Source organism: Tardiphaga sp. 20_F10_N6_6 (assembly GCF_052076045.1).
Lineage (GTDB): Bacteria > Pseudomonadota > Alphaproteobacteria > Rhizobiales > Xanthobacteraceae > Tardiphaga > Tardiphaga robiniae.
Map to the genome: position 1 here is coordinate 5,040,583 of NZ_CP197239.1, position 26,144 is coordinate 5,066,726.

At 63.3% G+C, this 26,144-nt stretch carries 27 protein-coding genes; 12 read left to right on the forward strand and 15 right to left on the reverse strand.

Going from position 1 to position 26,144, the window contains the following annotated elements; translation table 11 throughout:
- Position 1 precedes the first annotated feature (1 nt).
- A complete protein-coding gene (locus AB7813_RS24110) occupies positions 2-886 on the reverse strand; it encodes a metallophosphoesterase family protein (protein WP_441228574.1) in 885 nt (294 codons plus the stop codon).
- A gap of 138 nt (positions 887-1,024) precedes the next feature.
- On the opposite strand from AB7813_RS24110, the gene AB7813_RS24115 reads away from it, so the two are divergent.
- Positions 1,025-1,513: an NUDIX domain-containing protein gene (locus AB7813_RS24115; RefSeq protein WP_441228575.1), complete on the forward strand. Its 489-nt coding sequence runs from the start codon at positions 1,025-1,027 to the stop codon at positions 1,511-1,513.
- A 57-nt stretch (positions 1,514-1,570) separates the two neighbouring features.
- Positions 1,571-2,083 carry a GNAT family N-acetyltransferase gene (locus AB7813_RS24120; protein WP_441228576.1) on the forward strand — a complete coding sequence of 171 codons (513 nt, stop codon included), beginning with the start codon at positions 1,571-1,573 and terminating at the stop codon, positions 2,081-2,083.
- Positions 2,084-2,234: 151 nt separating this feature from the next.
- Here the strand turns inward: AB7813_RS24120 and AB7813_RS24125 are convergent, their stop codons facing one another.
- From AB7813_RS24125 to AB7813_RS24135, 3 genes are all read right to left on the reverse strand, one after another.
- A complete protein-coding gene (locus AB7813_RS24125) occupies positions 2,235-4,589 on the reverse strand; it encodes a TonB-dependent receptor (protein ID WP_441228577.1) in 2,355 nt (784 codons plus the stop codon).
- 123 nt (positions 4,590-4,712) lie between these two features.
- A complete protein-coding gene (locus tag AB7813_RS24130; protein ID WP_441228578.1) occupies positions 4,713-5,090 on the reverse strand; it encodes a DUF2946 family protein in 378 nt (125 codons plus the stop codon).
- Between the two features lie 204 nt (positions 5,091-5,294).
- Complete coding sequence (locus AB7813_RS24135; protein WP_175368678.1) at positions 5,295-6,221, reverse strand: LysR family transcriptional regulator; 927 nt, start codon at positions 6,219-6,221, stop codon at positions 5,295-5,297.
- Positions 6,222-6,322: 101 nt separating this feature from the next.
- On the opposite strand from AB7813_RS24135, the gene AB7813_RS24140 reads away from it, so the two are divergent.
- A complete protein-coding gene (locus AB7813_RS24140) occupies positions 6,323-8,017 on the forward strand; it encodes an FAD-dependent oxidoreductase (protein WP_441228579.1) in 1,695 nt (564 codons plus the stop codon).
- Complete coding sequence (locus AB7813_RS24145) at positions 8,014-9,000, forward strand: Bug family tripartite tricarboxylate transporter substrate binding protein (RefSeq protein ID WP_441228580.1); 987 nt, start codon at positions 8,014-8,016, stop codon at positions 8,998-9,000. The genes AB7813_RS24140 and AB7813_RS24145 overlap by 4 nt, the downstream gene beginning before the upstream one ends.
- Positions 9,001-9,021: 21 nt before the next feature.
- On the opposite strand, the gene AB7813_RS24150 is transcribed toward AB7813_RS24145, so the two are convergent.
- Genes AB7813_RS24150 through AB7813_RS24165 form a run of 4 tightly spaced genes read right to left on the reverse strand, consistent with a single transcriptional unit; the run spans position 9,022 to position 15,856 of the window.
- Positions 9,022-11,085: a hypothetical protein gene (locus AB7813_RS24150; protein ID WP_439079288.1), complete on the reverse strand. Its 2,064-nt coding sequence runs from the start codon at positions 11,083-11,085 to the stop codon at positions 9,022-9,024.
- Between the two features lie 9 nt (positions 11,086-11,094).
- Entirely contained in the window at positions 11,095-13,908 is a 2,814-nt protein-coding gene (locus AB7813_RS24155; RefSeq protein ID WP_441228994.1) for a DUF4159 domain-containing protein, read from the reverse strand.
- Positions 13,908-14,852, reverse strand: a complete 945-nt coding sequence (locus AB7813_RS24160; protein ID WP_175368681.1) for a DUF58 domain-containing protein — start codon at positions 14,850-14,852, stop codon at positions 13,908-13,910. The genes AB7813_RS24155 and AB7813_RS24160 overlap by 1 nt, the downstream gene beginning before the upstream one ends.
- Positions 14,852-15,856: an AAA family ATPase gene (locus tag AB7813_RS24165; protein WP_089262552.1), complete on the reverse strand. Its 1,005-nt coding sequence runs from the start codon at positions 15,854-15,856 to the stop codon at positions 14,852-14,854. Before AB7813_RS24165 ends, AB7813_RS24160 begins: the two co-directional genes overlap by 1 nt.
- 261 nt (positions 15,857-16,117) lie before the next feature.
- Between AB7813_RS24165 and AB7813_RS24170 the strand changes: the two genes are divergently transcribed.
- The 5 genes from AB7813_RS24170 to AB7813_RS24190 are packed head-to-tail and all read left to right on the forward strand — an operon-like array spanning position 16,118 to position 19,818.
- Positions 16,118-16,729, forward strand: coding sequence for a DUF1285 domain-containing protein (locus AB7813_RS24170; protein ID WP_439057110.1), 612 nt, complete (start codon positions 16,118-16,120; stop codon positions 16,727-16,729).
- Between the two features lie 35 nt (positions 16,730-16,764).
- Positions 16,765-17,430, forward strand: coding sequence for a CoA pyrophosphatase (locus tag AB7813_RS24175; protein WP_184513346.1), 666 nt, complete (start codon positions 16,765-16,767; stop codon positions 17,428-17,430).
- Positions 17,427-17,690, forward strand: a complete 264-nt coding sequence (locus AB7813_RS24180) for a DUF6111 family protein (protein WP_089262546.1) — start codon at positions 17,427-17,429, stop codon at positions 17,688-17,690. The genes AB7813_RS24175 and AB7813_RS24180 overlap by 4 nt, the downstream gene beginning before the upstream one ends.
- Positions 17,687-18,940 (forward strand): CCA tRNA nucleotidyltransferase, encoded by a 1,254-nt coding sequence (locus tag AB7813_RS24185; protein ID WP_439057111.1) that lies wholly within the window; start codon positions 17,687-17,689, stop codon positions 18,938-18,940. Before AB7813_RS24180 ends, AB7813_RS24185 begins: the two co-directional genes overlap by 4 nt.
- A gap of 14 nt (positions 18,941-18,954) precedes the next feature.
- The gene (locus AB7813_RS24190; protein ID WP_439057112.1) at positions 18,955-19,818 is read left to right on the forward strand and encodes a serine hydrolase domain-containing protein; all 864 of its coding nucleotides are present in this window, start codon (positions 18,955-18,957) and stop codon (positions 19,816-19,818) included.
- A gap of 47 nt (positions 19,819-19,865) precedes the next feature.
- Here the strand turns inward: AB7813_RS24190 and AB7813_RS24195 are convergent, their stop codons facing one another.
- The 3 genes from AB7813_RS24195 to AB7813_RS24205 form a co-directional block, all read right to left on the reverse strand.
- Complete coding sequence (locus tag AB7813_RS24195; RefSeq protein ID WP_093759610.1) at positions 19,866-20,117, reverse strand: YodC family protein; 252 nt, start codon at positions 20,115-20,117, stop codon at positions 19,866-19,868.
- 82 nt (positions 20,118-20,199) lie between these two features.
- Positions 20,200-20,922 carry an aspartate/glutamate racemase family protein gene (locus tag AB7813_RS24200; protein WP_315844328.1) on the reverse strand — a complete coding sequence of 241 codons (723 nt, stop codon included), beginning with the start codon at positions 20,920-20,922 and terminating at the stop codon, positions 20,200-20,202.
- A 106-nt stretch (positions 20,923-21,028) separates the two neighbouring features.
- The gene (locus AB7813_RS24205; protein WP_441228581.1) at positions 21,029-21,403 is read right to left on the reverse strand and encodes a nuclear transport factor 2 family protein; all 375 of its coding nucleotides are present in this window, start codon (positions 21,401-21,403) and stop codon (positions 21,029-21,031) included.
- Positions 21,404-21,432: 29 nt separating this feature from the next.
- Between AB7813_RS24205 and AB7813_RS24210 the strand changes: the two genes are divergently transcribed.
- Entirely contained in the window at positions 21,433-21,912 is a 480-nt protein-coding gene (locus AB7813_RS24210) for a MarR family winged helix-turn-helix transcriptional regulator (RefSeq protein ID WP_089262538.1), read from the forward strand.
- 98 nt (positions 21,913-22,010) lie between these two features.
- Positions 22,011-22,460, forward strand: coding sequence for a PaaI family thioesterase (locus AB7813_RS24215; RefSeq protein WP_093759607.1), 450 nt, complete (start codon positions 22,011-22,013; stop codon positions 22,458-22,460).
- Between the two features lie 80 nt (positions 22,461-22,540).
- Here the strand turns inward: AB7813_RS24215 and AB7813_RS24220 are convergent, their stop codons facing one another.
- Both AB7813_RS24220 and queE read right to left on the reverse strand, forming a co-directional pair.
- Complete coding sequence (locus AB7813_RS24220; RefSeq protein ID WP_089262534.1) at positions 22,541-22,906, reverse strand: 6-pyruvoyl trahydropterin synthase family protein; 366 nt, start codon at positions 22,904-22,906, stop codon at positions 22,541-22,543.
- A gap of 31 nt (positions 22,907-22,937) precedes the next feature.
- A complete protein-coding gene (queE, locus tag AB7813_RS24225; RefSeq protein ID WP_439062116.1) occupies positions 22,938-23,570 on the reverse strand; it encodes a 7-carboxy-7-deazaguanine synthase in 633 nt (210 codons plus the stop codon).
- 258 nt (positions 23,571-23,828) lie between these two features.
- Here queE and AB7813_RS24230 point away from each other — a divergent pair, with 258 nt between their 5' ends.
- Positions 23,829-24,305 (forward strand): hypothetical protein, encoded by a 477-nt coding sequence (locus AB7813_RS24230; RefSeq protein WP_158550456.1) that lies wholly within the window; start codon positions 23,829-23,831, stop codon positions 24,303-24,305.
- Here AB7813_RS24230 and AB7813_RS24235 read toward each other — a convergent pair whose 3' ends face one another.
- Positions 24,306-24,755, reverse strand: coding sequence for a tRNA (cytidine(34)-2'-O)-methyltransferase (locus AB7813_RS24235; RefSeq protein WP_441228582.1), 450 nt, complete (start codon positions 24,753-24,755; stop codon positions 24,306-24,308).
- A gap of 86 nt (positions 24,756-24,841) precedes the next feature.
- Positions 24,842-26,131, reverse strand: coding sequence for a PepSY-associated TM helix domain-containing protein (locus AB7813_RS24240; protein ID WP_441228583.1), 1,290 nt, complete (start codon positions 26,129-26,131; stop codon positions 24,842-24,844).
- Positions 26,132-26,144 lie beyond the last annotated feature (13 nt).

Here is a 26,144-nt window from a genome sequence, read left to right on the forward strand (position 1 = left end):
GCTACACCAGCATCGTCCGCGTCAGCTCGTGCACCATATTGCTGCCCCCGAATCCTCGCACCGTCTGCTCGCAGCGCCAGCGTTCGCCGTCGCGTTCGATGGCGAACAGATTGTAGGCGGCTGCCGGCTTGTGGCCGTGTGCAACCGATGATGCCGATGGCACGCCGATTGCGGGAATGCGCCGCTGTGGGCCGTCGAACCACATGGTCGAATGAATGTGGTCGTGGCCGTGCAGGATCAGTTCGACGCCGTGGCGCTTGAGCACAGCTTGCAGCGCTTCGGAATCCGTCAGTCGCTTCATTTTCTGCTTTGAGCGTAGCGGATGATGAATCAGCAATACGCGAAACAGATGAGCGTCGGCGAGGCCGCCAAGCATAACGTTGAGCGCCCTAAGCTGTGCGTCGCCGAGCGAGCCCGTCGCCATGAACGGCGCGGTTGGCACACTCGACGACACGCCGATCAGAGCCAGCGGGCCGCGGATACGCAGAAATGGAAAGCGCGTATCGGGGGTGCCGTCACTGCGCATATAGTCGCCGAAAGTCTCGGCGAAACGTTCGGGTGCTCCGCGCACATAGCCGTCGTGATTGCCGGGTACCAGCGAGACCTTGTCCGGTGTGCCGACGCTTTCGATCCAGCGGCGCGCGCGCGGGAATTCGGCATCCAGGGCGAGATTCACGAGATCGCCAGTGACGGCAATATGGTCCGGCTGCTGCGCCTGCATGTCGCTGACGATGACATCCAGCATATCGCGGCGGTGGATCAGATGCCGGTTACGCCGCCAGTTCAGATAGCCGAGCACGCGCTGCCCCAGGAGCTCGCGCCATTGCGGCTCTGGCATCGGCGGAACATGCGGATCGGACAGATGGGCGAGAGTGAAAGCGGTCATGAGAAGCGATCTGCCCCTGCGCGTATGTGAACAAGCCGGCTCAATGCGCCCTCATGCCTGTGAAATCCCTGCATGTTTTGGCAAGGTGGGGCATATGACGCAAGCACCCACCGTGTCGCCAGCCAGGAATTTGCCGCGATGATCTCACCGACGTTGCGGCAGCGGCTGGAGCCGACCCTGCGCAAATTCGTGCATCTGTATTTCCGCTTCGCCCGCGGCATGACCTTGGGCGTCCGCGCCGTGGTGCTGGACGCTGACAATCGCGTGTTTCTAGTCCGGCACACTTATGTCACCGGCTGGTATCTACCCGGCGGCGGCGTCGAAGTCGGCCAGACCTTTCGCGAGGCGCTAGACATGGAGCTGCGGGAAGAGGGGCGCATCGAACTCACGGGAGAGCCGGTTCTGCATGGTGTCTTTCTCAACAGTCACGTCTCGATCCGCGATCATGTGGCGGTCTATGTGGTCAGGCAGTTCCGGCAGGACTGGTTGCCCGAGCCCAATCGCGAAATCGCCGAAACCGGCTTCTTCGTCCTCGATGCCCTGCCTCACGACACCACCGAGGGCACCCGGCTGCGGCTGGCCGAGATCTTCGACGGCAAGCCGATCAGTGCTACCTGGCGGGTCTGATCCCGTCCGCCCGGGCAATGGACCGCGCGCCCGCCAAATGCTATCCCGCCTCCCGACATGAATGACCTTTCTCTGACCATCCTGGCGGAAACCGCCAACGACGCCCAGATCATCGAACGGCTGCATGCCCGCACCTTCGGCCCGGGCCGTTACGTGCTATCAGCCTACCGGCTGCGTGAACATGTCGGTCATCTGCTCGACCTGTCTTTCACGGCACGGATCGGCACGCTGCTGGTCGGCTCGGTCCGGCAATTGCCGATCTGTGTGGGTGATACGCCGGCACTGCTGCTCGGGCCGCTGACTGTCGAGCCGCCGTTCCGCAGCCGCGGCGTCGGCCGCAAGCTGCTGGACCGCGCGATCGCCGATGCGCGCATAAAGGGCCACAAGCTCATCGTGCTGGTGGGCGACGAACCCTATTACCGCCGGGTCGGCTTCAAGGCGATCCCGAAGGGCAATGTGACCATGCCGGGTCCGGTCGATCAAAACCGGTTGCTTGTGCTCGAGCTGGTGGAGGGCGCCGCTACGGGTCTCGCCGGCGCCGTTCGGCCGGATTGGGACGCGGCGAAGTAAAAGCCACAAGCTGTCATTCCGGGGCAGGTCGAACCGCGAAGCGGATCGGCCTGAACCCGGAATCTCGAAGTGCCTTGCAGCGAGTTTCACCACGCCGAGATTCCGGGTCTGCGCCAAAGAGGCGCATCCCGGAATGACGAGTGTATGGAAATCAGAACTTCACACTCGCAAACGCCCGCACATTCAGTCCGGGTTGCAGCACGTTGTCCTTGTTATAGGACACCGCATTGCGAATGTTCTCGTTCAACAGGTTGTTGCCGACCACGCCGACGGTCATCTCCTTGGCGCCGTAGATGCGCGGGTCGAGCAGCGTCTTGTAGCTCACTTCTGCCTTCAGGAGATTGTAGCCCGATGTCGGCGTCTCGGCGATCTCAGCGATGTCGTTCTGTGCGAAGGCATGCAGCAGATTCACGCGGGCAAACCAGTTGGTATCGCGCCAGAACAGACCGCCGCCGGCACGCACGGGCGGGATGCGCGGCACATTGGTGCCGTCGCTGAAGGTCGCGCGCACGATGTCGGCCTGGGTCTCGATGCCCCATGTGCCGCCATAGATTTGCGCAACGTCGAGCTGGCTCTGGAATTCGCCGCCGCGGAAGGTGGCGTCACGCTGCGAATAGATCGCCTGGTTCAGTTCGAGGCCAAGCCCCGCCTGGCAGACTCCATCTCCGCAGGTGTTGCCGGTCAGGCGGCGATAGATGAAGCCGTTATACTGCGTGTAGTAGCCGGTGAGCTCGAAGCGGAACGGACCGGCGGCACGGCGCAGGCCGAGTTCGACCGACTTCGCCGTCTCGATGCCGAGATTGGGATTGCCGATGTCGAAGGTCTCCGTCGCATCATGTCCGCCGCGCGAGAACAGTTCGGCGGGCTTCGGTGCGCGCTCGGTATATTGCGCGGTGATGCTGGCGGAGAGCCCATACCAGGGCAGGTCCTGGATCAGGCCGATGCTACCGCTCTTCGGCGTGAAGGTGAGGTTACGCCCGACCGCCGGACCGATCGCGCCAGGATCGGCATTGAGATCGAACTCGTTCGGGATCGACGATGGCGTCGTGCCTGACAGTTCGACATGCTCGATGCGGCCGGCGATCTGCGCCTTCGTGGTTTCGGTGAATTTGAACTCGTTGAAGCTGTAGCCGGCAACCCTTGTGTTCTTATTCGGATCCCACAGACCATTGAGCGGGCTGCCGATGTCATCGGGGCTCGGTGCCGTCAGCTCCTGATGATTGACCTGCAGGCCAAAGGCCGAAGTAATCGTGGCGAAGCGCGCGTTGAAGGGCATCATCTGCACTTCGAGCCGGCCTTCCTGTTCCTTGTTGGTGAAGGTCTGGCGCACGCCGTCAGACAAGAGATCGCTGGCGTCGGCAAGGCCGATCTCGTTGTGCTTGTAGTTCGTCGCGCCGACCCAGAAGCGGATCGCTTCGACCGCCGCGGCGTCCGGGCGATATTCGCCCTTGGCCGTGAACTTGGTCTGCTGGCCGGCGATGCGGGTGCCGACCTGCGCGCCTTCAACGCCCGGAATGCGATAGGTCGTGTTGTTCTGTGTGATCGCCGCGCCGATATAGCCGCCGGTGAAGAAGTAGGAGCCGCCGACCGATGCGCCGGCCGACTGGTTAGCCGAGTTCGGCTGACGCCCGTTGAAGGCAAGGCCGGGCGCGGCATATGGATAGCTCGGCACATTGTAGTCGCCGGCCTTACGGCCATAGACGTCGGCGTGAACCGCGACATTGCCGCCGCCGGCGTCGAGCAGGATGCCGCCATCGACGCCGCGGTCCACCGAACTGAACGAGGTGCGGACTTCGGCATTCATGCAGCCCGGCGCCGCGAGACCGGCGGCGGGTGCCTTCGCCGGCAGGCCGTAGCTCTGGAATGGCGTCGCCACGGCGCAGTTCGGCAGCGCGTCTGGAATGCGATTGTTGGATGAGCTGACCACGCCGCCGATCGACTGCGAGCCATAACGCAGCGTCGCCGGGCCGCGGATCACTTCGACCTGATTGGCGGCGAACGGATCCACCGGCACGAAATGATCTTCGCCGAGGTCGGATGCGCCGTTGCTGCCAATGCCGTTTTCGACGATGCCGACACGATTGACGTCGAGACCCCTGATGATCGGCCGGCTTGATGCGCCCGGTGCGTAGCCGGAGCCGGTTATGCCAGGCTTGTTGGCGAGCAGGTCGCCGAGCGTCGAGGCACCGGAACGGCGGATCTCGTCATTCGGCACCACGGTGACGGTGGCGAACTGATCGGTAACGATCGGGAGTTCGCCCTGCTGCGCCTGCACGGCCGGCTCTGCCTCGACGGGCACCGGCGCGGCATTGCGGTTCGGCGCGGGGCGCGTGACATGAGTATGCGCGGTGCGTGACGGCACCGGCTTGCGGCGCACGATCGGGCTTGGCGCGGTGACTTCCACGGCGGGAAGCTGCGTCTGCGCCAGCGCGGATTGCGGGAGGCAGCTCAGTCCCACCACGGCAGATGTGCCGAGCAGGAGGGCGCGCTTGAATTGAATCGACATAGGTTTGTCCTGACTTCACCGGCCGCGCGCTCGGGCGCTTGCGCCGGGACTCGCGGTGATGCGAATCTGACTTCGGTTACGCCGTTCGCGAGGAATTCGCGGCAGCGATCGTCAAAGGTCGTGTCAGGAAACAGGAGGGCCGCGCGGCTGCGATGCGCCGCTGATGGCGTCGAGATGGTCGAACTCAGCCTCGGTGATCCGCTGCAGCAGGACGGTAGCCTGCGGCAACAACAGGACCGGCGGCGCGGCGAACAGCGCTGTACCGGCCATCCCCATGACGGCGCAGATGGCGCAGGGATCGGCGGCGCGGTGATGGTGGTCAGGATCGGGAGCGGCCGGTGTCTGCGCAGCTTCGCCGGCAGAGAAGGCGATGGCGGTGTCGAGAGGGGCTGCATGGACCGTCCCGCCGTGAACGTGGCCGAACGACAGAATGAGCTGCACGGCCAGCGCGAACAGCGCCAGCTTTGCCCCATGTCTGATATTCGTGCGAAACCACTTCATGCCGACAAGCCGCCCCGCATCGGCTGGCGGAGAGGTCTGCCAGTACCGATGTTATAATGTAACATCGCGCGACAGGCGGCCGGGTGTCAACGGCCAGTCATCGCCGGACATAGAAACCGCGCAGGCTGTGGGATTACGGCAACGCTTCGCGTCGATGGATGTTGGCCAATCCACGCTGATGATGAGAGGGACCGAAATTGCGCGTTACACCGTCGCGCGCCTTGCAATGGCTGTCGCATGCGCGCTGGCCAGCACACGCGCCGTCATCTTCTGAAATTGCAGCGCTGCCGGCGACAGGCTGCGGCCGGTCTGCTGAATCCAGGACAGTTGCCGCGTGATCGCCGGGCGCACGAGCTGGAAAGCGATCAGACCTGGGTACTGCTCGGTCGGCATCATATAGGAGGGCAAGATCGCATAGCCGATGCCCTTCGCCGTCATCGAAAGCGCCGTGTTGATGAGCGACACTTCGTGGGTCGGGATGAGCACCTTACCATCGCGCCCCAGCCGTCGGTCGATCTGTGCTCGGATCAGCGTGTCGCGGCGCATCGCGATGGTCGGCAGTGTCGCGAGTTCATCCCACGATAGCGTTTGCATCGCTGCGATCGGGCAACCCGGCCAGCCGATGGCGCTGAGACGCCCTCTCACCAGAGGCGTCAGCGTCACCTCGGGCACCGGGCCATCCACGCTGCCGATGGCGAATTCGGCGTCCGACGCGAGCAGCGCGCTTACAAGCTGATCGGATGCGACATCGCGCATGATGACATCAACGTCGGGATAAGCGGTGCGGAATGTCGCGAGCACTGCCGGCATGAGCGCGGAGGCTGCACCGGCCGATGCGACGAAGACGACTGTACCGCTCCGTGCTTCCGACAGGCTGCGCATCTGACGCGTGAGGCTGAGCGCGTCGCCCAACATACGCTCTGCGGCTCGGACTGCGTCGCGTCCGGCTGCGGTCGGTATACACGAGCGTGTCGTGCGGTCGAACATTGGCAGGCCCAACTGCAATTCAAGCTGGCGGAGCAGCAGGCTGACCGCAGCCTGGGTGATGTGAAGTTCTTGAGCTGCGCGCGTCATCGAGCCTGTGCGACTGACCGCGACGAGTGCTTCCAGTTGGCGAAGGGTGATATTCATGAGGTAATCTTATCAATTAATACTAGAAAAGCGACTTCTCTTATCAAGAGTTGCGGCTAGCTTCAACGTAACGCGCGCAGACGCGGTCGAGGGAACCTGCCATGCAAGACTATGAGACATCCGTCGTTATTGTCGGCGCGGGCCCCGTGGGCCTTACCGCTGCTCTAGACCTTGCATCCAGAGGGATAGACGTGATCGTGCTCGAGACGCGGCACGCCGGCGAGCCGCCCAATGTCAAATGCAACCATGTTTCGGCGCGATCGATGGAGGTTTTTCGCCGGCTTGGCATCGTGACCCAAATCCGCGACGCCGGTCTGCCGCCCGACTTTCCCAACGATTGCTCGTATCGCACCACCGCAACGGGCATCGAACTCAGCCGGATCGTCATCCCGTCGCGCACCACGCGCTACACCGCAACGGATGGACCTGACACGTGGTGGCCGACACCCGAGCCGCCGCACCGCATCAACCAGATCTATCTGGAGCCTGTTCTGTTTGCGAACGCGGCCGCCAATCCCAGGATCACGATTTTGTCCCGCACCGAGATGGTGCATTTCGATCAGGACATATCGGGCGTCTCGGTCAAGGCCCGTGGGCTCGATGAGGACCGATCCTTCACCATCCGTGCCCGTTTCCTCATTGGATGCGACGGCGGCCGCTCATTGACACGCAAGCTGATCGGCGCCTCTTTCGTCGGCACGCCCGTGATCCAGCGGGTCCAGTCGACCCTCATCGATGCGCCGGATCTGAAGACCCTGATGCAGCCCCACACACCAGCCTGGATGGTGCTGGCGCTCAACCCGCGCCGTACCGGCACTGTCGTTGCCATCGACGGGCATGACCGGTGGCTGATCCACAATCACCTCAAGCCGGACGAGCCGGAATTCGACTCGGTCGATCGCGACTGGTCCATCCGTACAATTCTGGGCGTCGGGCCTGATTTCAATTACAAGGTCGTCAGCAAGGAAGACTGGGTCGGGCGCCGTCTTGTCGCCGATCGCTTCCGCGACCGTCGCGTCTTCATTTGCGGGGATGCCGCGCATCTGTGGATGCCTTACGCCGGCTATGGAATGAACGCCGGCATCGCGGATGCGGTTTCGCTGTGCTGGATGCTTGCAGCGCATCTCAACGGCTGGGCGGATGCCGGTCTGCTCGATGCCTATGCGGCCGAACGTCAGCCGATCACCGATCAGGTGTCGCGGTTTGCGATGGAGCATGCGCTGGCCAGCATCAGCCAGCGCGGTGCCGTGCCTGCGGTGATCGAGGAAGACAGCGAAGCGGGTGCGGCGGCACGTGCCGCGATCGGCCGCGCCGCCTATGATCTCAACGTGAAGCAATACTGCTGCGCGGGGCTCAATTTCGGCTACTTCTACGATCAGTCACCGGTCATCGCCTATGATGGCGAGGCACCTCCGGCCTATACGATGGGCGATTTTGAACCCTCGACGGTGCCGGGCGCCAGGATGCCGCATGTCTGGCTGAGCGATGGCCGTTCGATCTTTGACGCGATGGGGCCCGGCTATACGCTGTTGCGCTACGATCCGACTTGCGACGTGACTGCGCTGAGAGAGTCCGCGCGCCGCAACGGAGTTCCTCTAACGCTGATTGATCTGTCGATCGCGGAGGTCGATGCAGGGCAACCCGCTGAAGCATTGCTGCTGGTGCGGCCAGATCAGCATATTGCCTGGCGTGGCCGTCTTCCTCCGCAGGATACCGACGCGTTGATTCATCTCATTACCGGCAGAGCCACACACAAAAGCCCGGCTTCGCATACTGTTTCGGGAGCTATCGCATGACCGTATTCGCTCCGACCCGCAGGATGTTGCTTGCGGGCGCGGCCAGCTCGATCGTGGTCGGTACGACGACGCCTGTGTGGGCCGCCTATCCTGACCAACTCATCAAAGTTATCGTCACCTTTCCGCCAGGCGGCAGCGCCGACATCTTTATTCGTGCGCTTGAGCCGGTGATCGCTGCAGACCTGAAGCAGGGCTTCATCATCGAAAATCGTGGCGGCGCGGGCGGCAATATCGGTATGCAGGCGGTGGCGCAGGCGAAGCCTGACGGCTACACCTTAGGCGTGGCGCCGGCAGGCGCATTGACCATCAACCCTCATATCAGCCCGGCGACGTCTTTCGATCCGATCAAGGATCTGGCGCCGATTACGCTGCTCGCCGATATCCCGTTTGTGCTGGTCGCAGCGCCTGACGCCCCATTTGCCACACTGAAAGAGGCGCTTGCGACTGCTGCTGCAAAGCCCGGGCAACTATCGGTGGGATATGGCGGCAACGGCACCGTGATGCACATGACGGCTGCGCTGTTTCTCCAAACAACGAATGTCAAACTGACGCTCGTTCCCTATCGGGGCACAGGGCCTGCGGTGACCGATGTCCTTGCCGGGCATATCCCGCTTGCGGTGTTGGACATCCCCAGTTCGCTGGAATTGATCCGTGCCGGGCGACTGAAACCACTTGGCGTCACCAGTGCCAAGCGCGTGCCGTTCCTTCCCGAAGTGCCCACACTCGATGAGCAAGGTGTTGCCGGGTTTGAATCGACGGGCTGGTTCGGCCTCGTGGCTCCCGCCGCGACACCTGGTGACATCGTGACGCGCTTGAATGCCGCCTTCGTCAAGGCTCTGGGAGACCCGGACGTGATCGAGAAGCTGCGGACGATCGGTGCACAGCCGGCACCAATGACGCCGGAAGCCTTCGCGGCCTATATCCGCTCAGAAAGCGCCAAATGGGGGCGTCTCACGCGGGAGATGAACCTCGCGGCGCAATGACCCGGCCGCCATTGGTTCGTACTATCGGCTCTCCCGGAGCCACGTCGCGGCAAACGCGCCGAGCAGCAGCAGCAGCCCGATCAGGCCGGCAAACATCGGCAGCACGCCAACGCCGCGGACCACGCTGGCATCGCGCATATGCACGCCCATCCAGCCGTCGCCGCGGAATACGGTCGAGGAGCGCACCGGCACGATGCGCGGCAGCTCGATGCCCGAGCCTTCATTGATCCGTCGGGCGTCGCCACCACTGGCCTGCGCCAGCGGCTTCAGCATCTCGGTGGTCGAGGTGACCTCGGAGAATTCCTTCGGGTTGATCGGGCCGACATTGATCAGCGCCTTCAGTGTGCCGTCGGTGGCCTGCCACAGGCCGAGTTCATCGGCTGGCGTGGTTGCACGCCACAGTCCGGGCTCGCCGGCACTGAGCGTCAGTTCGCGGGTCTTGCCTGATGGCGAGGTCACCGTCACGGGCTGCACGGCGTCGCCCATGGTCTGGCGCAGCACAACGAGATCCTTGCCCTGACTCTGCAGCTTGAGTGCTTCCTCGTCGAGATCCGGCTGCTTCATCAGCCAGTGCGACGTGCGACGAAGCAGATCGAGATGCGGGCCGCCACCTTCATAGCCGCGCGCCCACAGCCAGATGTGATCCGACAGCAGCAGCGCGACGCGGCCTTCGCCGGAGCGTGACAGCAGCAGCAGCGGCTGGCCGTCGGCGCCAGTCATCACAGGCGGCGTGGTGGTGTTTCGCGTCTCGACGGTGCGGAAGAAGCGGCTCCATTTCGGCGGCTCGGAATTGGAGCCTTCGAGCCCGCGCGTCACCGGGTGACGTTTGCCGATATCGCTGAGATGCGCATAGAACGGCTTCTCGCTGACACCCACGGGCTCAGCAGGCAGCACCGAATCTAGCGGCGTGCGCCAAATCGAGGTGTTCGACGCGTAATCGGGGCCGGCCGAGACCAGCACTGCGCCGCCGGCGCGGACATAGCGCGCGATATTGTCGAAATAGGCGATTGGCAGCACGCCCTGGCGGGCATAGCGATCGAAGATGATCAGCTGGAATTCGTGAATCTTCTGCTGGAATAATTCGCGGGTCGGGAAGGCGATCAGCGATAGCTCGTTGATCGGCGTGCCGTCCTGCTTCTCTGGCGGGCGCAGAATCGTGAAGTGGACAAGGTCGATCGAGGCGTCGGACTTCAGCAGGTTGCGCCAGGTGCGCTCGCCGGAATGCGGTTCGCCAGACACCAGTAGCACGCGAAGTTTGTCGCGGACGCCATCGATGGCGACCACTGCGCGGTTGTTGACCAGCGTCAGTTCATTATCGAGCGGTGAGGCTTCGATCTCGACGATGTTCGGGCCGGCATGCTTGATGTCGATATCGACTGACACAGTCTGGCCGGACAGCACCGTGCGCTCGCTCAGCGTATCGCCGTCGCGGCGGATGGCGACACGGGCGCGCTCGCCGGTGACGCCCTGGTCGTCAAGGCGAAACGTGACGCGTTGCGACTGGCCGACAATGCCAAACCTGGGAGCGGCAGTGATGGCGATGCGGCGATCGCGTTCGTCCTTGCGGCCGGTGATCAGCGCATGGACCGGCGCATTGAAGCCGAGACCCGCGACATTGGCCGGGATGTCATGGACACGGCCGTCGGTGATCATAAAGGCACCTGCAACGCGGTCGGTTGGGACGTCGGAGAGCGCCGATGAGAGAGCGCCGAACAATTTGGTGCCGTCGGTCTCACCGTCAGCCTGTCCGGCTTCGACGACACGGACTTCGAGGCCTTTGACCTGCTTGAGGCGATCGACCAGTTGCTTCTGCGCCTCTTCGGTCTCCTTCGTGCGCTCGCCGAAATTCTGGCTCGGGCTCTTGTCGATGACGACGGCGGCGACCGATGTGAGCGGTTCACGCTCCTCGCGCGTAAACGATGGATTGGCCAGCGCCAGCAGGATCAGCGCCAATGCGGCGACACGCACGGCGGCGCCGCGGGCGCGGCCGAGCAATAGCAGCGCCGATATCACCACGACGGCGGCGAGGCCGATCCACAGCGCGATGGTCGGGACGAGGGGCGTAAACGCGATGCCGTACTGCATGTCGCGCTCCTATTGTCCGAGACGTTCGATGAGCGCGGGCGCGTGGACCTGATCGGCCTTGTAATTGCCGGTCAGCGTGTACATCACGATGTTGACGCCGGCGCGGAACGCGAATTCGCGCTGCCGCGGTTCGCCGGGCGTCAGCGGCAGCATCGGTTGGCCATCGGGCCGCATCGCCCAGGCGCCGGCAAGATCGTTCGAGGTGATGATGATCGGCGACACGCCGTCACCGCCGCGGGCCGGACGCGAGGCTGCGTCATCGCCATCGTCGCGCGGCAGGGTCTCGACCCAGGTCGGTCCGGAATTGAAGCGGCCGGGGAAGTCGCGCAGCAGATAGAAGGTCTTGGTCAGCACATGTTCGCGCGGCACCGGCTCGAGCTCGGGCACATCGAGCGAGGACAGGATATTGCGTAGCGTCAGCATGCCGGGCGTCTGCGACTCGCCGTTCGGTCCGGGCGGGGCTTCGACCGCGTCGCGGGTGTCGAACAGCACCGTGCCGCCTTGCTTCATATAGGCGTCGATGCGGTTGATGGCTTCCTGCGGCGGCTTGGCCGCGCCGGGAATGATCGGCCAGTAGATCAGCGGGAAGAATGACAGTTCGTCGCGAGAAGGATCGACGCCGACCGGCTCACCGGCTTCCAGCGCGGTACGCTGCGCGAGAAACAGCGTCAGTCCGGTCATGCCCGATTTCACGATCGAGTCGACGTCGGCATTCCCAGTGACGACGTAGGCGAGACGTGTCTGCGACACGGCCTTGACGGCGAAATCGTCACTGGCTGGATCGGCCCGCGATGGCACCGGCGATCCCATGACGGTGCCGAGCGCGAATGCCACGGCGAGGGCCGCCGAGACGGCACGGCGGCGGAACATCGCCGCGATGGCACCGCCGAGCAGCGCGATGATGATCGCGTCCACCAAAAACAGCGCCAGCGCCGTGGAGAGCAGGATGCCGCGAAGGTCGCGAGGTTCGGCATTGGTGTAGCTGGCGCGGTTGGCCTTCAGGCCTGAGAAATCGATAGGCTCGATGCGATCGGCCGATGCCAGTGCATTCACCGCGAGCGGGCCATCGGCAGGGCCATAGAAGCCCGGCGGGTGATCGAGCGTGGCGCGGTCGCGATAGTCAGCGGCGAGCGGCTTGGCCGTCGATGGCGGCGGGGTGAAAGCACCGAAACCATCGAGCGTGCGCAGCGGCGCAACCGTTTCCGCGCCAGTCTCGCCGGCGACACCTGCGCCGGGCGTGGACGTATAACCGGAGATATCGACGACCCTGCGCAGCATTTCGACGAAGGTGCCAGACAATGGCAGATCGGACCAGCGCATATCGGCGCTGACATGGAACAGGGTGACGAGACCCTTGCCGCGGCGTTCGCCGGTGACCAGCGGCGTGCCATCGACCAGCGACGCCCAGCTCTTCGAGGCCAGCGCAGCGTTCGGCTCGGCGAGCACCTGACGATTCACTGTGATGTCTTTCGGGACAGGGAGACCGGCGAACGGGCCATCGGCGGCGAAGGACGCCAGATGTTGCGGCTTCTCCCAGGTCAGGCTGCCACCGAGGCTGCGGTCGCCGCGGCGCAGTTTCACCGGGACGAGATCGTCGTCGCCCTGCGCGAGGCGCGGGCCGGCAAAGCGCACCAGCACGCCGCCCGCATCGATCCAAGCATTCAGACGCTCGCGGATTTCCGGTGACAGCGTCCCAACATCGGCCAGCACGATCATCGGCAGTTTCTGATCGAGGAACTGCGTGATCGCCTGCTGCGGCGCGCCGCGATCGCCGAGGCGGACGTCGGCAAATGGCGCCAATGCGCGGGTGAGATAGAAGGTCGAGGCTAGCAGCGGCTGCGCGGTATCGTTGGTCGCGCCCGAGACGATGCCGATGGCGCGACGGCGCCAGCGCTTGTCGAGCAGTTGCACGGCGCCGGCGGAGCGTTCGCCGGTGATTTCAAGCCGCGCGATGTCGTTGCGTAGTTCCACGGGCAGATCGAACGAGGCTTCGGTCTCGCGGTCGTTCGGTGTGAACAGGAACTTGGCTTCGCCAACCGGAGATCCCTTCTGGTCGAGGCCGCGTACCACGCCGCCATCCGGGCCGCCGCTATTGGCGCGCAGCACCTTCACGGTCATTTTCGCCGCGGCATTTTCCGCTGCGACCAGCGCATGGGCCGGCGTGGCTCCGCCGTCATAGATGGTCAGTGTGCGGTCGCCGATGGTCTTCGCAAGGCCTTGCGTGAAATCAGCGCCACGGCCGGTGTCGACGCCGTCGGAGAGCCAGACGATTTCGCTGTCGCCGGTGGCCTTCAGGAAGCGCTCCAGCGCCGGCAGCGTATCGACGCGGTCGATGGCATAGGGCTTCGGCGAGAGCTGGCGCAGCGCGACGCGTGCGGTGCCGCCGGGTAGCATTGTGATGTCGCGGTTCGGTTCCGACAGCGGAACAAGGGCCACGCCGCGGCGATTGCTATCGGCATTGGCAATCAGCTCATCCGCCGCCTTGACGCGAGCGTCCCAGCTCGCCGCGGCGCTCCAGCCATCGTCCAGCAAAATCGTCAGCGGGGCGTTGCTGCCGGCAGCTCCGGTCTGCGGATTCCAGATCGGGCCGGCCGCGGCAAAGATGATCAGCGCTGCAGCCAGCAGGCGCAGCAGCGTCAGCCACCATGGCGAGCGTGACGGGGTTTCTTCCTTCGGCGTGATATCGAACAGCAGACGTGTCGGCGGAAACGCGATGCGCTGCGGGCGCGGTGGCATCACGCGCAGCAACCACCATAGCACCGGAAGGCTGATCAGGCCGAGCAGCAGCAGCGGTTGGGCGAAGGCGAGCGGAAAGCCACCGATCATGCTGAACGTCCTGCCTTGACCATGCTGCCGCCGCCGGCAGATTTGTTGACCATCATGCCGCCATGCAGGAACAGCAGCAGCTCAGCCGCCGAGCGGCTGGTGGTGTGTGTCGAGAACAGCCAGCCGAGCTTGGCGGTTTCGGCGCGGATTTCCTCGCGATGCGCGGCGACGCGGGCGACGTAGTCTTCGGCCCAGGTCTGTGCACGGCCGGCGGTGATGACATTGCCGCTTTCGGGCTCGACGAATTCGACGCGGCCGGAATAAGGGAAACTCTCCTCGGCGGGATCGACGACCTGCACCAGTGCGCCATGCGCGCCGGATGACGACAGACCGGCCAGCATCTCCTTGATCTCCGGCATCGGCGACCAGAAGTCGCCGAGTACCACGATCTCGGCCAGTGCTGAGGGCACAAACGAAGGTGGCAGGCTGGCGCGGTTCGTCGTGTCGTGCAGCATCGCCTGCGCCATCTTGTCGATGACGCTGCGGCTCGAGGTTGGATTCATCAGACCGGGCACGCCGACGCGCTCACCGCCGGCCACCAGCAATTCAGCCAGTGCGAAGGTGACGATCAGCGCGCGTTCGAGCTTGCTGTCGCGCGCGCCCTTGGAGGCAAAAGCCATCGACAGCGACCGGTCCGGCCACAGCCAAACTGTGTGCGCGGCTTCCCATTCCTGCTCGCGGACATACAAATGATCATCGCGCGCCGAACGGCGCCAGTCGACATTCTGCGACGGTTCGCCGGAGACGAAGCGACGATATTGCCAGAAACTTTCGCCATGGCCGGCGCGGCGCCGGCCATGCAGGCCATGGATGACGGTCGCAGCAATGCGCCGGGCCTCCAGCACCAGACGTGGCAATGACGCAGCAAGCGAACGGCTTTCACCATCGGCGCGGCGGACTGCGATGATCTCCTGCGTGGCGTGATCCGGCGCTGCGGCCATTAACCGATCCGCGTCTTGAGCTGACGGATGACGTCGGGGACTGTGCGACCTTCGGCACGCGCCGAGAAGGTCAGCGCCATACGATGCTTCAGGATCGGTTCGGCGAGATAGAGCACGTCGTCGATCGACGGCGCGAGACGGCCATCGAGCAATGCACGGGCACGCACTGCCAGCATCAGCGACTGTGACGCGCGAGGACCTGGGCCCCAGGCGATCAGCTTGCTGGCATCGCCTGCGTCCGGTCCCGGACGTGCCGAGCGCACCAATGTAAGAATCGCTTCGACCACGCTGTCGCCGACCGGCAGACGGCGGATTAGGCGCTGCGCGGTAATCAGCGTTTCAGCGGTCACGGCAGCCTTGGCGATGGTTTCTTCGGCGCCGGTGGTTTCGAACAGGATGCGGCGTTCGGCGTCGCGATCCGGATAATCGACGTCGATCTCCATCAGGAAGCGATCGAGCTGCGCTTCCGGCAGCGGATAGGTGCCTTCCTGTTCCAGCGGATTCTGCGTGGCCAGCACATGGAACGGCTTCGGCAGATCGTGCCGTGCGCCGGCCACCGTAATGTGCTGTTCCTGCATCGCCTGCAGCAAGGCGGACTGCGTGCGCGGCGAGGCGCGGTTGATTTCGTCGGCCATCAGAAGCTGCGCGAACACAGGTCCCGAGATGAAGCGGAACGACCGCTTGCCTGCGACGCTCTCGTCCAGCACTTCGGCGCCGAGAATGTCTGAAGGCATCAGGTCGGGGGTGAACTGGATGCGCTTGGCATCGAGGCCGAGCGTGACGCCCAGCGTTTCCACCAGCTTGGTTTTGGCTAGGCCCGGAACACCTATCAGCAACGCATGGCCGCCGGACAGGATGGTCACCAGCGTGTTTTCGACGACGCGTTCCTGGCCGAAGATGACAGTGGAGATCGCTTCCTTGGCGGCGCGCATCTGGCCAGCCACCTGTTCCGCGGAGCGGACAATCACGTCTTCGAGTTTCTCGACACTGTCAGCGCCAGCCATCCATTGCTCCTTCGGGTGAACGGCGCCTGAAGTACGCCGCCGCATTTGTCGTCACGCCATCTTAGTATTCCATGGACCTGATGCTAAACTTAAGCGAAGGCCATGTATTTGTTGAATTAAACTATCCCCACAATATCGGGATGCGGCTATGAACTGCATCACGTTGTGGCGAGTTTGAATGTGACATCGCACGTTTCAAGACTTGAGGTTCAAGACTTGCACCAAACGTGCCAAATGGCAGTGGTAAAGTCAGGGCAAACAATGGCGAAGCAAGGGCAGATCGCAAATCAGGGGCTGGATGGCCTGACCACTGCGGCGAAGGATGCGGCGGCCAACGGTAAAGCCGGCAAGGGCCTGCCGCCGGTGCATCTGTGGAATCCGCCATTCTGCGGCGATCTCGACATGCGAATCGCCAGCGATGGTACGTGGTTCTATTTGGGCACGCCGATAGGCCGGCCGGCATTGGTGCGGCTGTTCTCGACCATTTTGAAGCGCGAGGATGGCAAGCACTTTCTCGTGACCCCCGTGGAGAAGGTCGGCATCACCGTGGACGATGCCCCATTTCTCGCCGTCGAGATGCTCAAGGAGCAGGACACGCGTGGCACGGTGTTGAAGTTTCGCACCAATGTGGACGATTGGGTGGAGTGTGACAGCATACACCGGCTGCGATTCGAGATGGCTGAAGACGGCGGGCTGACGCCCTATCTGCATGTCCGCAGTGACCTGTGGGCCAAGGTGACGCGGGCGATCTATTACGATCTGGTTGACATGGGCGAGGAGCGGATGGTCGATGGTATCGCGATGTTCGGCATCGCCTCCGCGGGCGCGTTTTTTGCCATGGTCGATGCGGAGCAGGTCAGGGAAGCTACATAAGTGAGCCGATTGAAGTGAGCCGGGCGAATGAGCCGATGCTGAAGACCGACGCGGATGCCGCGGATATCGGTTCAGTTGAGTTTTTCAAGCGGGCGAAGGCACGCCTGAATTTCGATGTGCCCGAGGGGCTCACCGACGCCAGCATCATTCCCGTCACCGGCGATGCCGGCAACGACCGCATGATCCAGATCGTGGCGCAGGAGCGGCCGATCCGTCCGGCCGCGGTCCTGATCGGCATCGTCGAACACGAACAACCAACCGTGCTGCTTACCCAGCGCTCCGCGCATCTCAACGATCATGCCGGACAGATCTCGTTTCCCGGTGGCAAGATCGATCCGACCGATGCCTCGCCGCTGGACGCCGCTCTGCGCGAGGCCGAGGAGGAAATCGGTCTCGATCGCTCCTTCGTCGAGCCGATAGGCTATCTCGATCTCTATGCGACCGGCTTCGGCTTTCGAATCCTGCCGACACTGGCGCGGGTGAAGCCAGGCTTCAGTCTCACGATCAACGAGAACGAAGTCGAAAGCGCGTTCGAAGTGCCGCTGGCGTTTCTGATGGATCCCGCCAATCATCAGCTGCATAGCAAGGAATTCCGCGGCATGGAGCGGTCCTACTACGCGATGCCGTTCGCCGAACGTTATATTTGGGGCGCTACCGCAGGCATCCTGCGCGTGCTGTATGAACGGATCGTGCTCACATGATCCGTCCGGTTCTGACCGAAGTCGGCATTTTCCTCATCCCGTTCGCGCTTTATGCCATTTTCCTCATCGCGACCAAGAATGGCGTGACACTGAAATCGTCATGGCCGATGCCGGTGATGATCAGGCTCGCCATCGCTGCCGCCGTGCTGGTGATTGTCAGCCTCGTGCTGCTGGCGCAGTTTTCCGGCGCGCCGCCGGGATCGACCTATGTCCCGGCGCATATCGAAAACGGCAGGCTCGTTCCCGGGGTCGAAAAATGAGCGTGCGCAAACTGCACGACGCGCCGTGGCTCACGTCAGGACCGTCCGGGCAGGTGCTGGCGCTGCTCAACGGCAATGGCGAGGAAGCCCGCGCGGTCGGCGGCGCTGTGCGCAACGCTCTGATGAAATTGCCAGTGGGCGAAATCGATATAGCCACGACGGCCATGCCCGATGAAGTGATCCGCCGCGCCAAGGCTGCCCATATCAAGAGCGTGCCGACCGGCATCGAGCATGGCACAGTGACGCTAGTCGTCGATGGTGCGCCGTTCGAGGTAACGACATTGCGCGAAGACGTCGAGACCTTTGGCCGCAGGGCCAAGGTGGCGTTCGGGCGCGACTGGAAGCACGATGCCGAACGACGTGATTTCACGATGAACGGTCTTTCCGCATCCATCGACGGCGTGGTGCATGATCATGTCGGCGGCCTGTCTGATCTCGATGCCCGGCGGGTGCGCTTCATCGGCGATCCCGATAGGCGCATCGCCGAAGACTATCTGCGTATTCTCAGGTTCTTCCGCATTCATGCCGCCTATGGCGCCGGGGTACCGGATCGCGAAGGTTATCTCGCCAGCATTCGCGGCCGCGATGGACTGGCGGGAATATCGGCCGAGCGTATCAGGATGGAGTTGCTGAAGCTGCTGGTGGCCGATGGGGCCTTCGCGGCGGTGGATGCGATGGTCGATGCCGGCCTGATGCTACGGATCGCGGGCGGCGTCACCTACAAGGGACCGTTCGCCGCAATGATCGCCATCGAGCAGGCTCTGGGGCAGAAACCTAATGCGGTTCTGCGGCTTGGCGCGCTTGGTGTGGCCGTCACCGAGGATGCGCGGCGGCTTGCGCAAAAGCTGCGGCTGTCCAATGACGAAACAAAGGCCTTGGATTCGATGGGCCATCGCTGGTGGCGGCTGAAGGGCATGGATGAATCCCATGCCCGGCGGCGGCTCTATCGCTTGGGCGAAACCCGTTATCGCAACCGCATGATGCTCGCCTGGGCCCGCGCCGGCCGCGAAGCCGACAGCGAGGTCTGGAAGGCGCTCGTAACCTTGCCGGAGCGGTGGACTCCGCCGGTGTTTCCGCTCAGGGCTGCCGACTTCATGGCGCGCGGCATCGCCAAGGGCCCGGCGCTCGGCCATGTGCTGGCGCTGGCGGAAGATGCCTGGCTGGCGCTGGACTTTCCGATGGAGGTCGATGTGTTGACTGTTATCGCCGACCAGACGATTGCGCGATTCAAGCACGACCATCAGCTCTAAGTCTCGACGGTACCATGAAGCACGTCATTCGCCCCGGTTCTGCCGATATCAGCGATGATGCCGACGTCGTTGTGCCGTGGTGGAGTTTCACCAAGACGCTGATTGCCGCCGCGGCACTGACCATGGTGCGTGATGGACAGTTGGCTCTGGATGATGCGTTGCCGGGCGAGTCCTTTGCGCTCCGCCAGTTGTTGCAGCATCGCGCCGGTCTGGCGGACTACGGTTCACTTCCCGCCTACCATGCGGCTGTCGCTGCCAATGAAGACGCGTGGCCGGTGGACCGGCTGCTGCATTCAGTTTCTGCTCTGCATGCCGAAATTGAGCCGGGCCATTTTGCCTATTCGAATGTCGGCTATTTGCTGGTCAGGCAGCATCTCGAACAAGTGAGCGGGTTGACCCTCGATGCGCTGATGCAACGGCGATTGTTCGAATCGCTCGGTGTGGTCGGGCCGCGCATCGCCAATCAACGCAGCGATCTCGCCGATGTCCGGATGGGCAATGCGCAGTCTTACGATCCGCGCTGGGTCTATCACGGGCTGGCGGTCGGGACATTGCGCGATGCCGCAATGCTGTTGCACCGCTTGATGACGACGGACTTGCTGCCTGTGGGGCTGCGCGACGAGATGTGCCACGGAATCGCAGTGGGTGATCCCGGTACAGGACGTCCGTGGCAACACGCGGCTTACGGCCTTGGCGTTATGGCTGGAACGACAACCAGTAATTTACGCGTCGTCGGGCATACCGGCGGCGGTCCGGGCAGTGGCATTGCCGTCTATCATTGTCCCGAACATGCGCAAGCAACCGTTGCGGTCTTCGCGACCGACGGTGCTGCAGGCAATATCGAGGCGGACGCGTTCAAACTCGGTCTGCAAAGATGAGCAACAAGCCGCCGCCGGACATTTGCGCCCGGCGGCGGACGGCCTGATCAGGCCACCTTGCTCTTGTGCTCTTCTTCTTCGTCGTCGTGTTCTTCAGCTTCGTCCTCTTCGCTCTCGTCTTCGTCGTCATGCGGGATGACGAGGGCGAGTTCGAGCACGGCACGCGGAAGGGTTTCGCGGAACAGATCGCCTTCCTCGCCCAGCCAGATGCATTCGATGTTGTCGCCGTCAACGTCGGCCACGGTCAGCGGGCAACCGCCCGACTTCAGCATGACGACATCGCCTGATTTCAATTCCATGGTCGGCTCCCGAAATGTGTTTGACGCGCACTGAGTCTAGCTCCGCGTCATGACAGGCCGAACACGGGGATGTTTCTGTCAGCTATTTTTGCTGAAGCAGTTTTGCGAGTTCCGCGCCGAGGCCGACGCTCTCCAGCGCAGGCGGCGGGCTGCTGTCGAGACCTTTCGCTGCTGCGGCGATCACGGCACGCGTGCCGGTTTCGACGGAACACAAGACGGGTACCGGCACGTCAGCTTGGATGCGAGACGCAAGGCCGGCGAGTGCTGCGCCGCCAAGGATCACGACCTCGGCCCCGTCGTCCGTGGCACAGGCCGTGCAAGCGCTGGCGAGCGCGGCCAGTGCTGCATCGGGATTCCGCGCGATATCGCCGCCGGTCGGTGCGATGGTGCGCACCTTGGCGAGCTTGTCGGCCAAGCCGATGCTCCCGACGAATTCCCGGAGCATCGGCCCCCAGAGCGCGCCGCCCGTCACAATGGCGAAACGCCCGCGTCTGGACGCCTCGATGCAGGACGCTTCGGCCATGCCGACCACGGGAACGTCTGCAATTTCGCGCAGCGCCAGCAGGCCGGGGTCGCCGAAACAGGCGAGGTAGACCGCATCGCAGCCGGCGCCATGAGAAGCATAGGCGTCGAGCGCCGCATGGCCTGCGATGGCCGCCGAGGCGCGCGTTGAAATATAGCGGGCGCCGAATCGGCCAGTCACCGGCACAAAGGTCGCGGCATCGCCGGCTATGGCCTCGACATGCCGTTTTACGAGCGTGGTGACGCTCTCGGTGGTGTTGGGATTGATCAGCAGGATGCGCACGGGATGGGCTCTCGATGACTCCGTCCACTATAGGCGCCAGTGCGAGAAATGCACGGCGATCATCGAAACGCACGCGGGCGCATGAGACGTGCCGCCCGCCGCCGTCCTAGCTGCCGGCGCCATAATAGGCTTCGCTGCGGACGATCTGGTGATCGGCATCGAAATCCATCATCTCGCACGCCCGGGTCGGTCCACTGGGCAGCGGCGCGCTCCACCAGACCGTCAGGCGCTGTAACGCGCCGTCCCAGGCGGCGCTCTCCAAGGTGAGATGTGGCTCGGATAGCCCGCCATAGGCGGCGTGCCAGTAGGTGCGAATGGCGTCGCGTCCCTTTATGGTGGATGATCCCGCCAGTTTCGTTGCCAGCGGGCTGCGCATCTCACCTTCGGGAGCAAAATGATTAACGATCGTATCGATCGCGAGCCGATTCCAGTTTGTAGCCCATTGCTGCGCGAATGCCATCGCGTCCTGCCGCGTCAACATGAGTCCCGTCTCCCTGTCGTGAGCCTTCGATGAGCCCATCTCCCAGAAAACCTAGCATCGCCGTTTCTCAAGTCAATGATATTGACCTTAAGAAACTCGATCCGCTCGATGATGCACTGGCGCTGATGTATTTCGGATGGCGCGGGATGACGCGTGCGGCTGACGAATATCTGGCGACGGTCGGCCTGTCTCGGGTTCACCATCGCATTCTCTATGCCGTGCTGCGCGGCGAGGGCATCACGATGTCGGATCTGCTGGCGATCCTGCAGATTTCGAAACAGGCGCTGCATCGCCCGATGAAGCAATTGCTCGATGAGGGCTATGTGGCCGTCAAGCGCGATCCGACGCGGCATCGTTTCAAGATTCTTGAACTGACGCCCGCCGGCCGCGCGGTCGAGCGCATCGCATCCGGTCATGAGCGCAAGATCATGGCCCGCGCCTTCAAGAAGGCGGGGGCGGGCAGCCAGGCCGCATGGTCGGCGGTGATGGCGGAGGCGGCGCGCGACTAGCCAAGTTCAAGTCTTGAGGTCAACAATATTGACTTGAAAGGCAAGCTCTGCCATCCCGGTCCCGTAACAAGGATGTTCACGGGACGGCGGAGGCAAACATGACAACTGAGATTGGTGACGCGAGCAGCGGCCTGAAGCTTGTGCAGCAGGCCTTCGCCGCAGGCGGATTTGCGCGCGGCATCGGCCGCACACTCGGCATCAAGGGCGAGTCCGCAGAGCAGGGCAAGGTTGTGCTGGTTGGCTCGCCGAACGAGGATCACTACAATCCGCTCGGAACGGTGCATGGCGGTTACGCGGCCACGATGCTGGACGGCGCCATCGCATTGGCAGTGCAGACCTCGCTGCCTGCGGGCACTGGTTACGCGACGCTCGATCTCAAGGTCACCTACATTCGCGCTATGACGGCTGCATCAGGGCCGATCCGCGCCGAGGGCCGTATTATTCACATGGGACGCAGGATGGCCGCGACGGAGGGTACGCTGACCGACAAGGATGGCAGGCTTTGCGCCCATGCCACCGCCACCTGCATGATCACGGGAAAAGACTAGAGCATCATCCCGAAAAGTGGATACCGGTTTTCGCCGACAAACGAATTCGTTTGTCGAGAGATCATACTCCAATAAAGACTCTAACCCTTCGGCCCGAAATATACGCAGCTCTCGTTGCAGCTGTCGCGAAACACGCCGACGCGGACGACCGGAGCCTTGTCGGCGACGCGGTCCCAGATGAAGCGCGAGAGATTTTCCAGCGTCGGAATGCCGATCGCTTCGATCTTGTTGAGAAACTTGTGGTCGAGCGTCTTGCGGAGCTCGTCGAGGCTGCGGTCGAGCAAGCCGAGATCCATCACCATGCCGGTCACGGGATCCGGCACGCCGCGGATGGTGACTTCGGCGCGGAAGGAGTGGCCATGGATTTCCTGGCTCACTTCGCCGAGCGTGGTGTGGGACAGCGCATGCGCTGCCTCGAAGCGAAACGATTTGGTCAGTTCCCACATAGGAAGTCGTCGTCCTTAGAAGTCCGGGTCCTTAGCGGATCCCAAGTGTCTTGTGTGTCTGCACGCTCAGTCGCCATTGCGGGTGGCGCAGGCAGTAGTCCACTGCGTCAGCGGTATTGCTGATGGCGTCCGGGCCGTCCATCGGCTGCAACGAGAAACGCTCGAAGGTGAGGCCTTCGAATTTCTCCGGCATCGCCTGTGGTTGCGGATAGACCAGCTTCAATTCGTGTCCGCTGTGCACCACCAGTTCCGCACCGGCCTTCGGGCTCACGCAGATCCAGTCGATGCCCGTAGGCGGCGCGACCGTGCCGTTGGTCTCGACGCCGATCTCGAAGTCGCGCGCATGCAATGCGTCGATCAGTTCGGCGTCAACCTGCAGCAGCGGCTCGCCGCCGGTCAGCACCACATAGCGGTTATCGGAAGGGCCCACCCATTGCGCGGCGATGGTGTCGGCGAGTTTGTCGGCGGTGGGGTAACGACCGCCCAAAGTGCCGTCCATGCCGACGAAGTCGGTGTCGCAGAACTGGCAGGTGGCGTCGGCGCGGTCCTGCTCCCGGCCGGTCCAGAGGTTGCAGCCCGAGAACCGGCAGAAGACGGACGCGCGGCCGGCATGGGCACCTTCGCCCTGCAGCGTCAGGAAGATTTCTTTGACCGCATAACTCACTGTTTCAGCTCTCTAAAACCGGCATGTCCGATCCGGCTCGGGCCACGTCTCGGTTCCATATGGGGTAAGCCGCGGCTCTTAGCACGGCTGGGCCGTGGATGTCCCGGCCGATCACCGACATGTCAATTGCGATGTCCGGCGCGGGCCGCCAAAGGTCGATGACATCACGCCAAATTGTCGCATCTGGATACCATGCAGCCGTCGCTCGTTACATCCGGCAGTTCTGCCGCCGCCACACGTACGTGCGGGACCTGCACCATGTGCTGCAAGGTCTATCGCATCGACGACCTCGCCAAGCCGGCGGGCAAGTGGTGCAAGCACTGCGCGATCGCGCAGGGTTGTAAGATCTACGACAGCCGGCCGCAGCAATGCCGCGCCTTCGATTGCGTCTGGATCCAGGACAACGAGATGCCGGAATCCTGGAAGCCGGAAAATTCGAAGATCGTGTTTTCGGTCTATCCGACCACCGGCTTCATCTATGGCCAGGTCGATCCCGGCACGCCTTTCGCATGGCAGAAGGAGCCGATCCATTCCGGCCTGATCGCCTGGTCGGAGAAGCTGCTGGCAGAACGTCGTCACCTGCTGATCTTCGTTGGCGGCAATGCCACGCTGATCATGCCCACGGGGCCAGTGCCGATCGGCCCGATGTCGCCGGCGGACGGCTTCATCATTCGCGAGACGTTTACGGCGAAGGGCAAGGACTACATCGCTACGCGTGTCCCGAGCGGGCGGTAGTCAGCCGCGCGTCTGCCGCAGGGCCTCTCCCAATGCCATGGCCACCGTCATCGCCAGATTGATCGACCGCAGGCTCTCACGCATGGGAATAACAACGCGGCTGTCTGCAGCAGCCGCGACATCCTCCGGCACACCGGCGCTCTCGCGGCCGAACAGCAGAATCTCATCGTCAGAATAGCGATGCTCGAGATAGGGCGTGGCGCCCTTGGTGGTGAACAGCGCTAGGCGATGACCGGCCTCGCGCCGCCAGTCCTCGAAATGCCGCCATGAATCGTGCCGGACGATCGATACCTGATCGAGATAGTCCATGCCGGCGCGGCGGAAATGGCGGTCGGAGGTCGGAAAGCCCGCCGGTTCGATAATATGAGCTTCGACATCGAGACAGGCACAGAGCCGCAGGATGGTGCCGGTGTTCTGCGGAATGTCAGGCTGGTAGAGGGCGATGCGCACGGCGGACTTTCTCCGGCCGCATCTTGATCGACGCGACCCATGTCAGGCGATAGCGCCTGACATGCAGTCGGACAAGGCCGGCGGCTCTACTCCGCCGGCGCGAGTCGCGTATTCGAACGCGCTTCCGTTGTCTCGCGTACCTTCACGCGGGCGCGGCGCTTGCGCCACCAGATCACGACGCCGGTGACTGAGAGCACCGCCACCACGAGACCCATCGCCGAAATCAGGATGCGGCCGGGCAAACCCAGGATTCGTCCCGAATGCATCGGGAACTGCATCTGCACGAAGATGTCCGCGGCAGTGCCGACCCAGGGCAGCTTGGCGCCGAGCGGACGGCCGTCTTCGCTGTCGTAAAACAGCGACGGCGGGCCGACGCCTGCGGCGCCGTGATCGTCACCAGGCTCGAAGAAGAACACCTGATACACGCCGTGTGCCGGGCCGTAGAACAGCGAACCGATCGGTGTGATCCAGCCGCGCGCTTTGCCGTCGGCGGTGGCGCGCTCGAGGATCTGGGCCCAAGTCATCTTGGGTTCGATCGGACTATCGAGGTGACGATACTCACGCTGCTCGTAAGGCGTCGGCGTGTAGTCCGAGAACTTCTTCATCAGCGGCGAGAACACCTCGAAATAGAGGTTCAGCGAGAACGCCGTGAAGGCGATGATGAAGAGCAGGGCCCAGGTCCACAGGCTGAAGGCGCGGTGGATGTCGAAATTGATCCGGTAGGCGCTGCCCGAGGTCTTGATCATCCAGGCCGGCTTCCAGCGCGCCCAGAACCCCTTGCCGAGTTCGCGCGCGACGGCGGGAGCGGCTCCCGCCTTGACGCGTTTGCGCGATGGCAGTGTCAGATAGAATCCGATGAAGCAATCGATGGTCCAGATGATGGCGATGACGCCAAGGATGCGCATGCCCCAGCGGTCGCTGCCCCAGAATTCCGGGATGTGCATCGTGTAGTGCAGCTTGTAGAGAAACGAGACGAAGTTCTCGCGGGTCACGGGCCAGACGGCGCCCCAATAGCGGCGGCCGAGTTCCTCACCGGTGTTGGGATCGAGGAAGATCTGATTGTAATCGAGCGTGTAACGCTTGCTTGTCGTGGGATCGATCCGCGGCAGAACAAAGAACGAGAGCGACTCATTCTTTTCCGGCGTCATGTACATGTGGATCACGCGCGCGCGGGGATCGCGCTGCTCGATCAGGCCCGCGAGTTCGATCGACGGTTTGGCGGGGCCCGCGGTGGTGACGTCCTTCAGCTTGCTGTTGAGGAGATCGTCAAGCTCGTGATCCCACGAGATGACCGCGCCGGTGACGCCCGAGAAGAACAGGAAGGCGGCGGTGAGGAGTCCAGCCCAGCGATGCAGGCGCCCGAAGATCAATCTCATGGCGTTCCGCCCG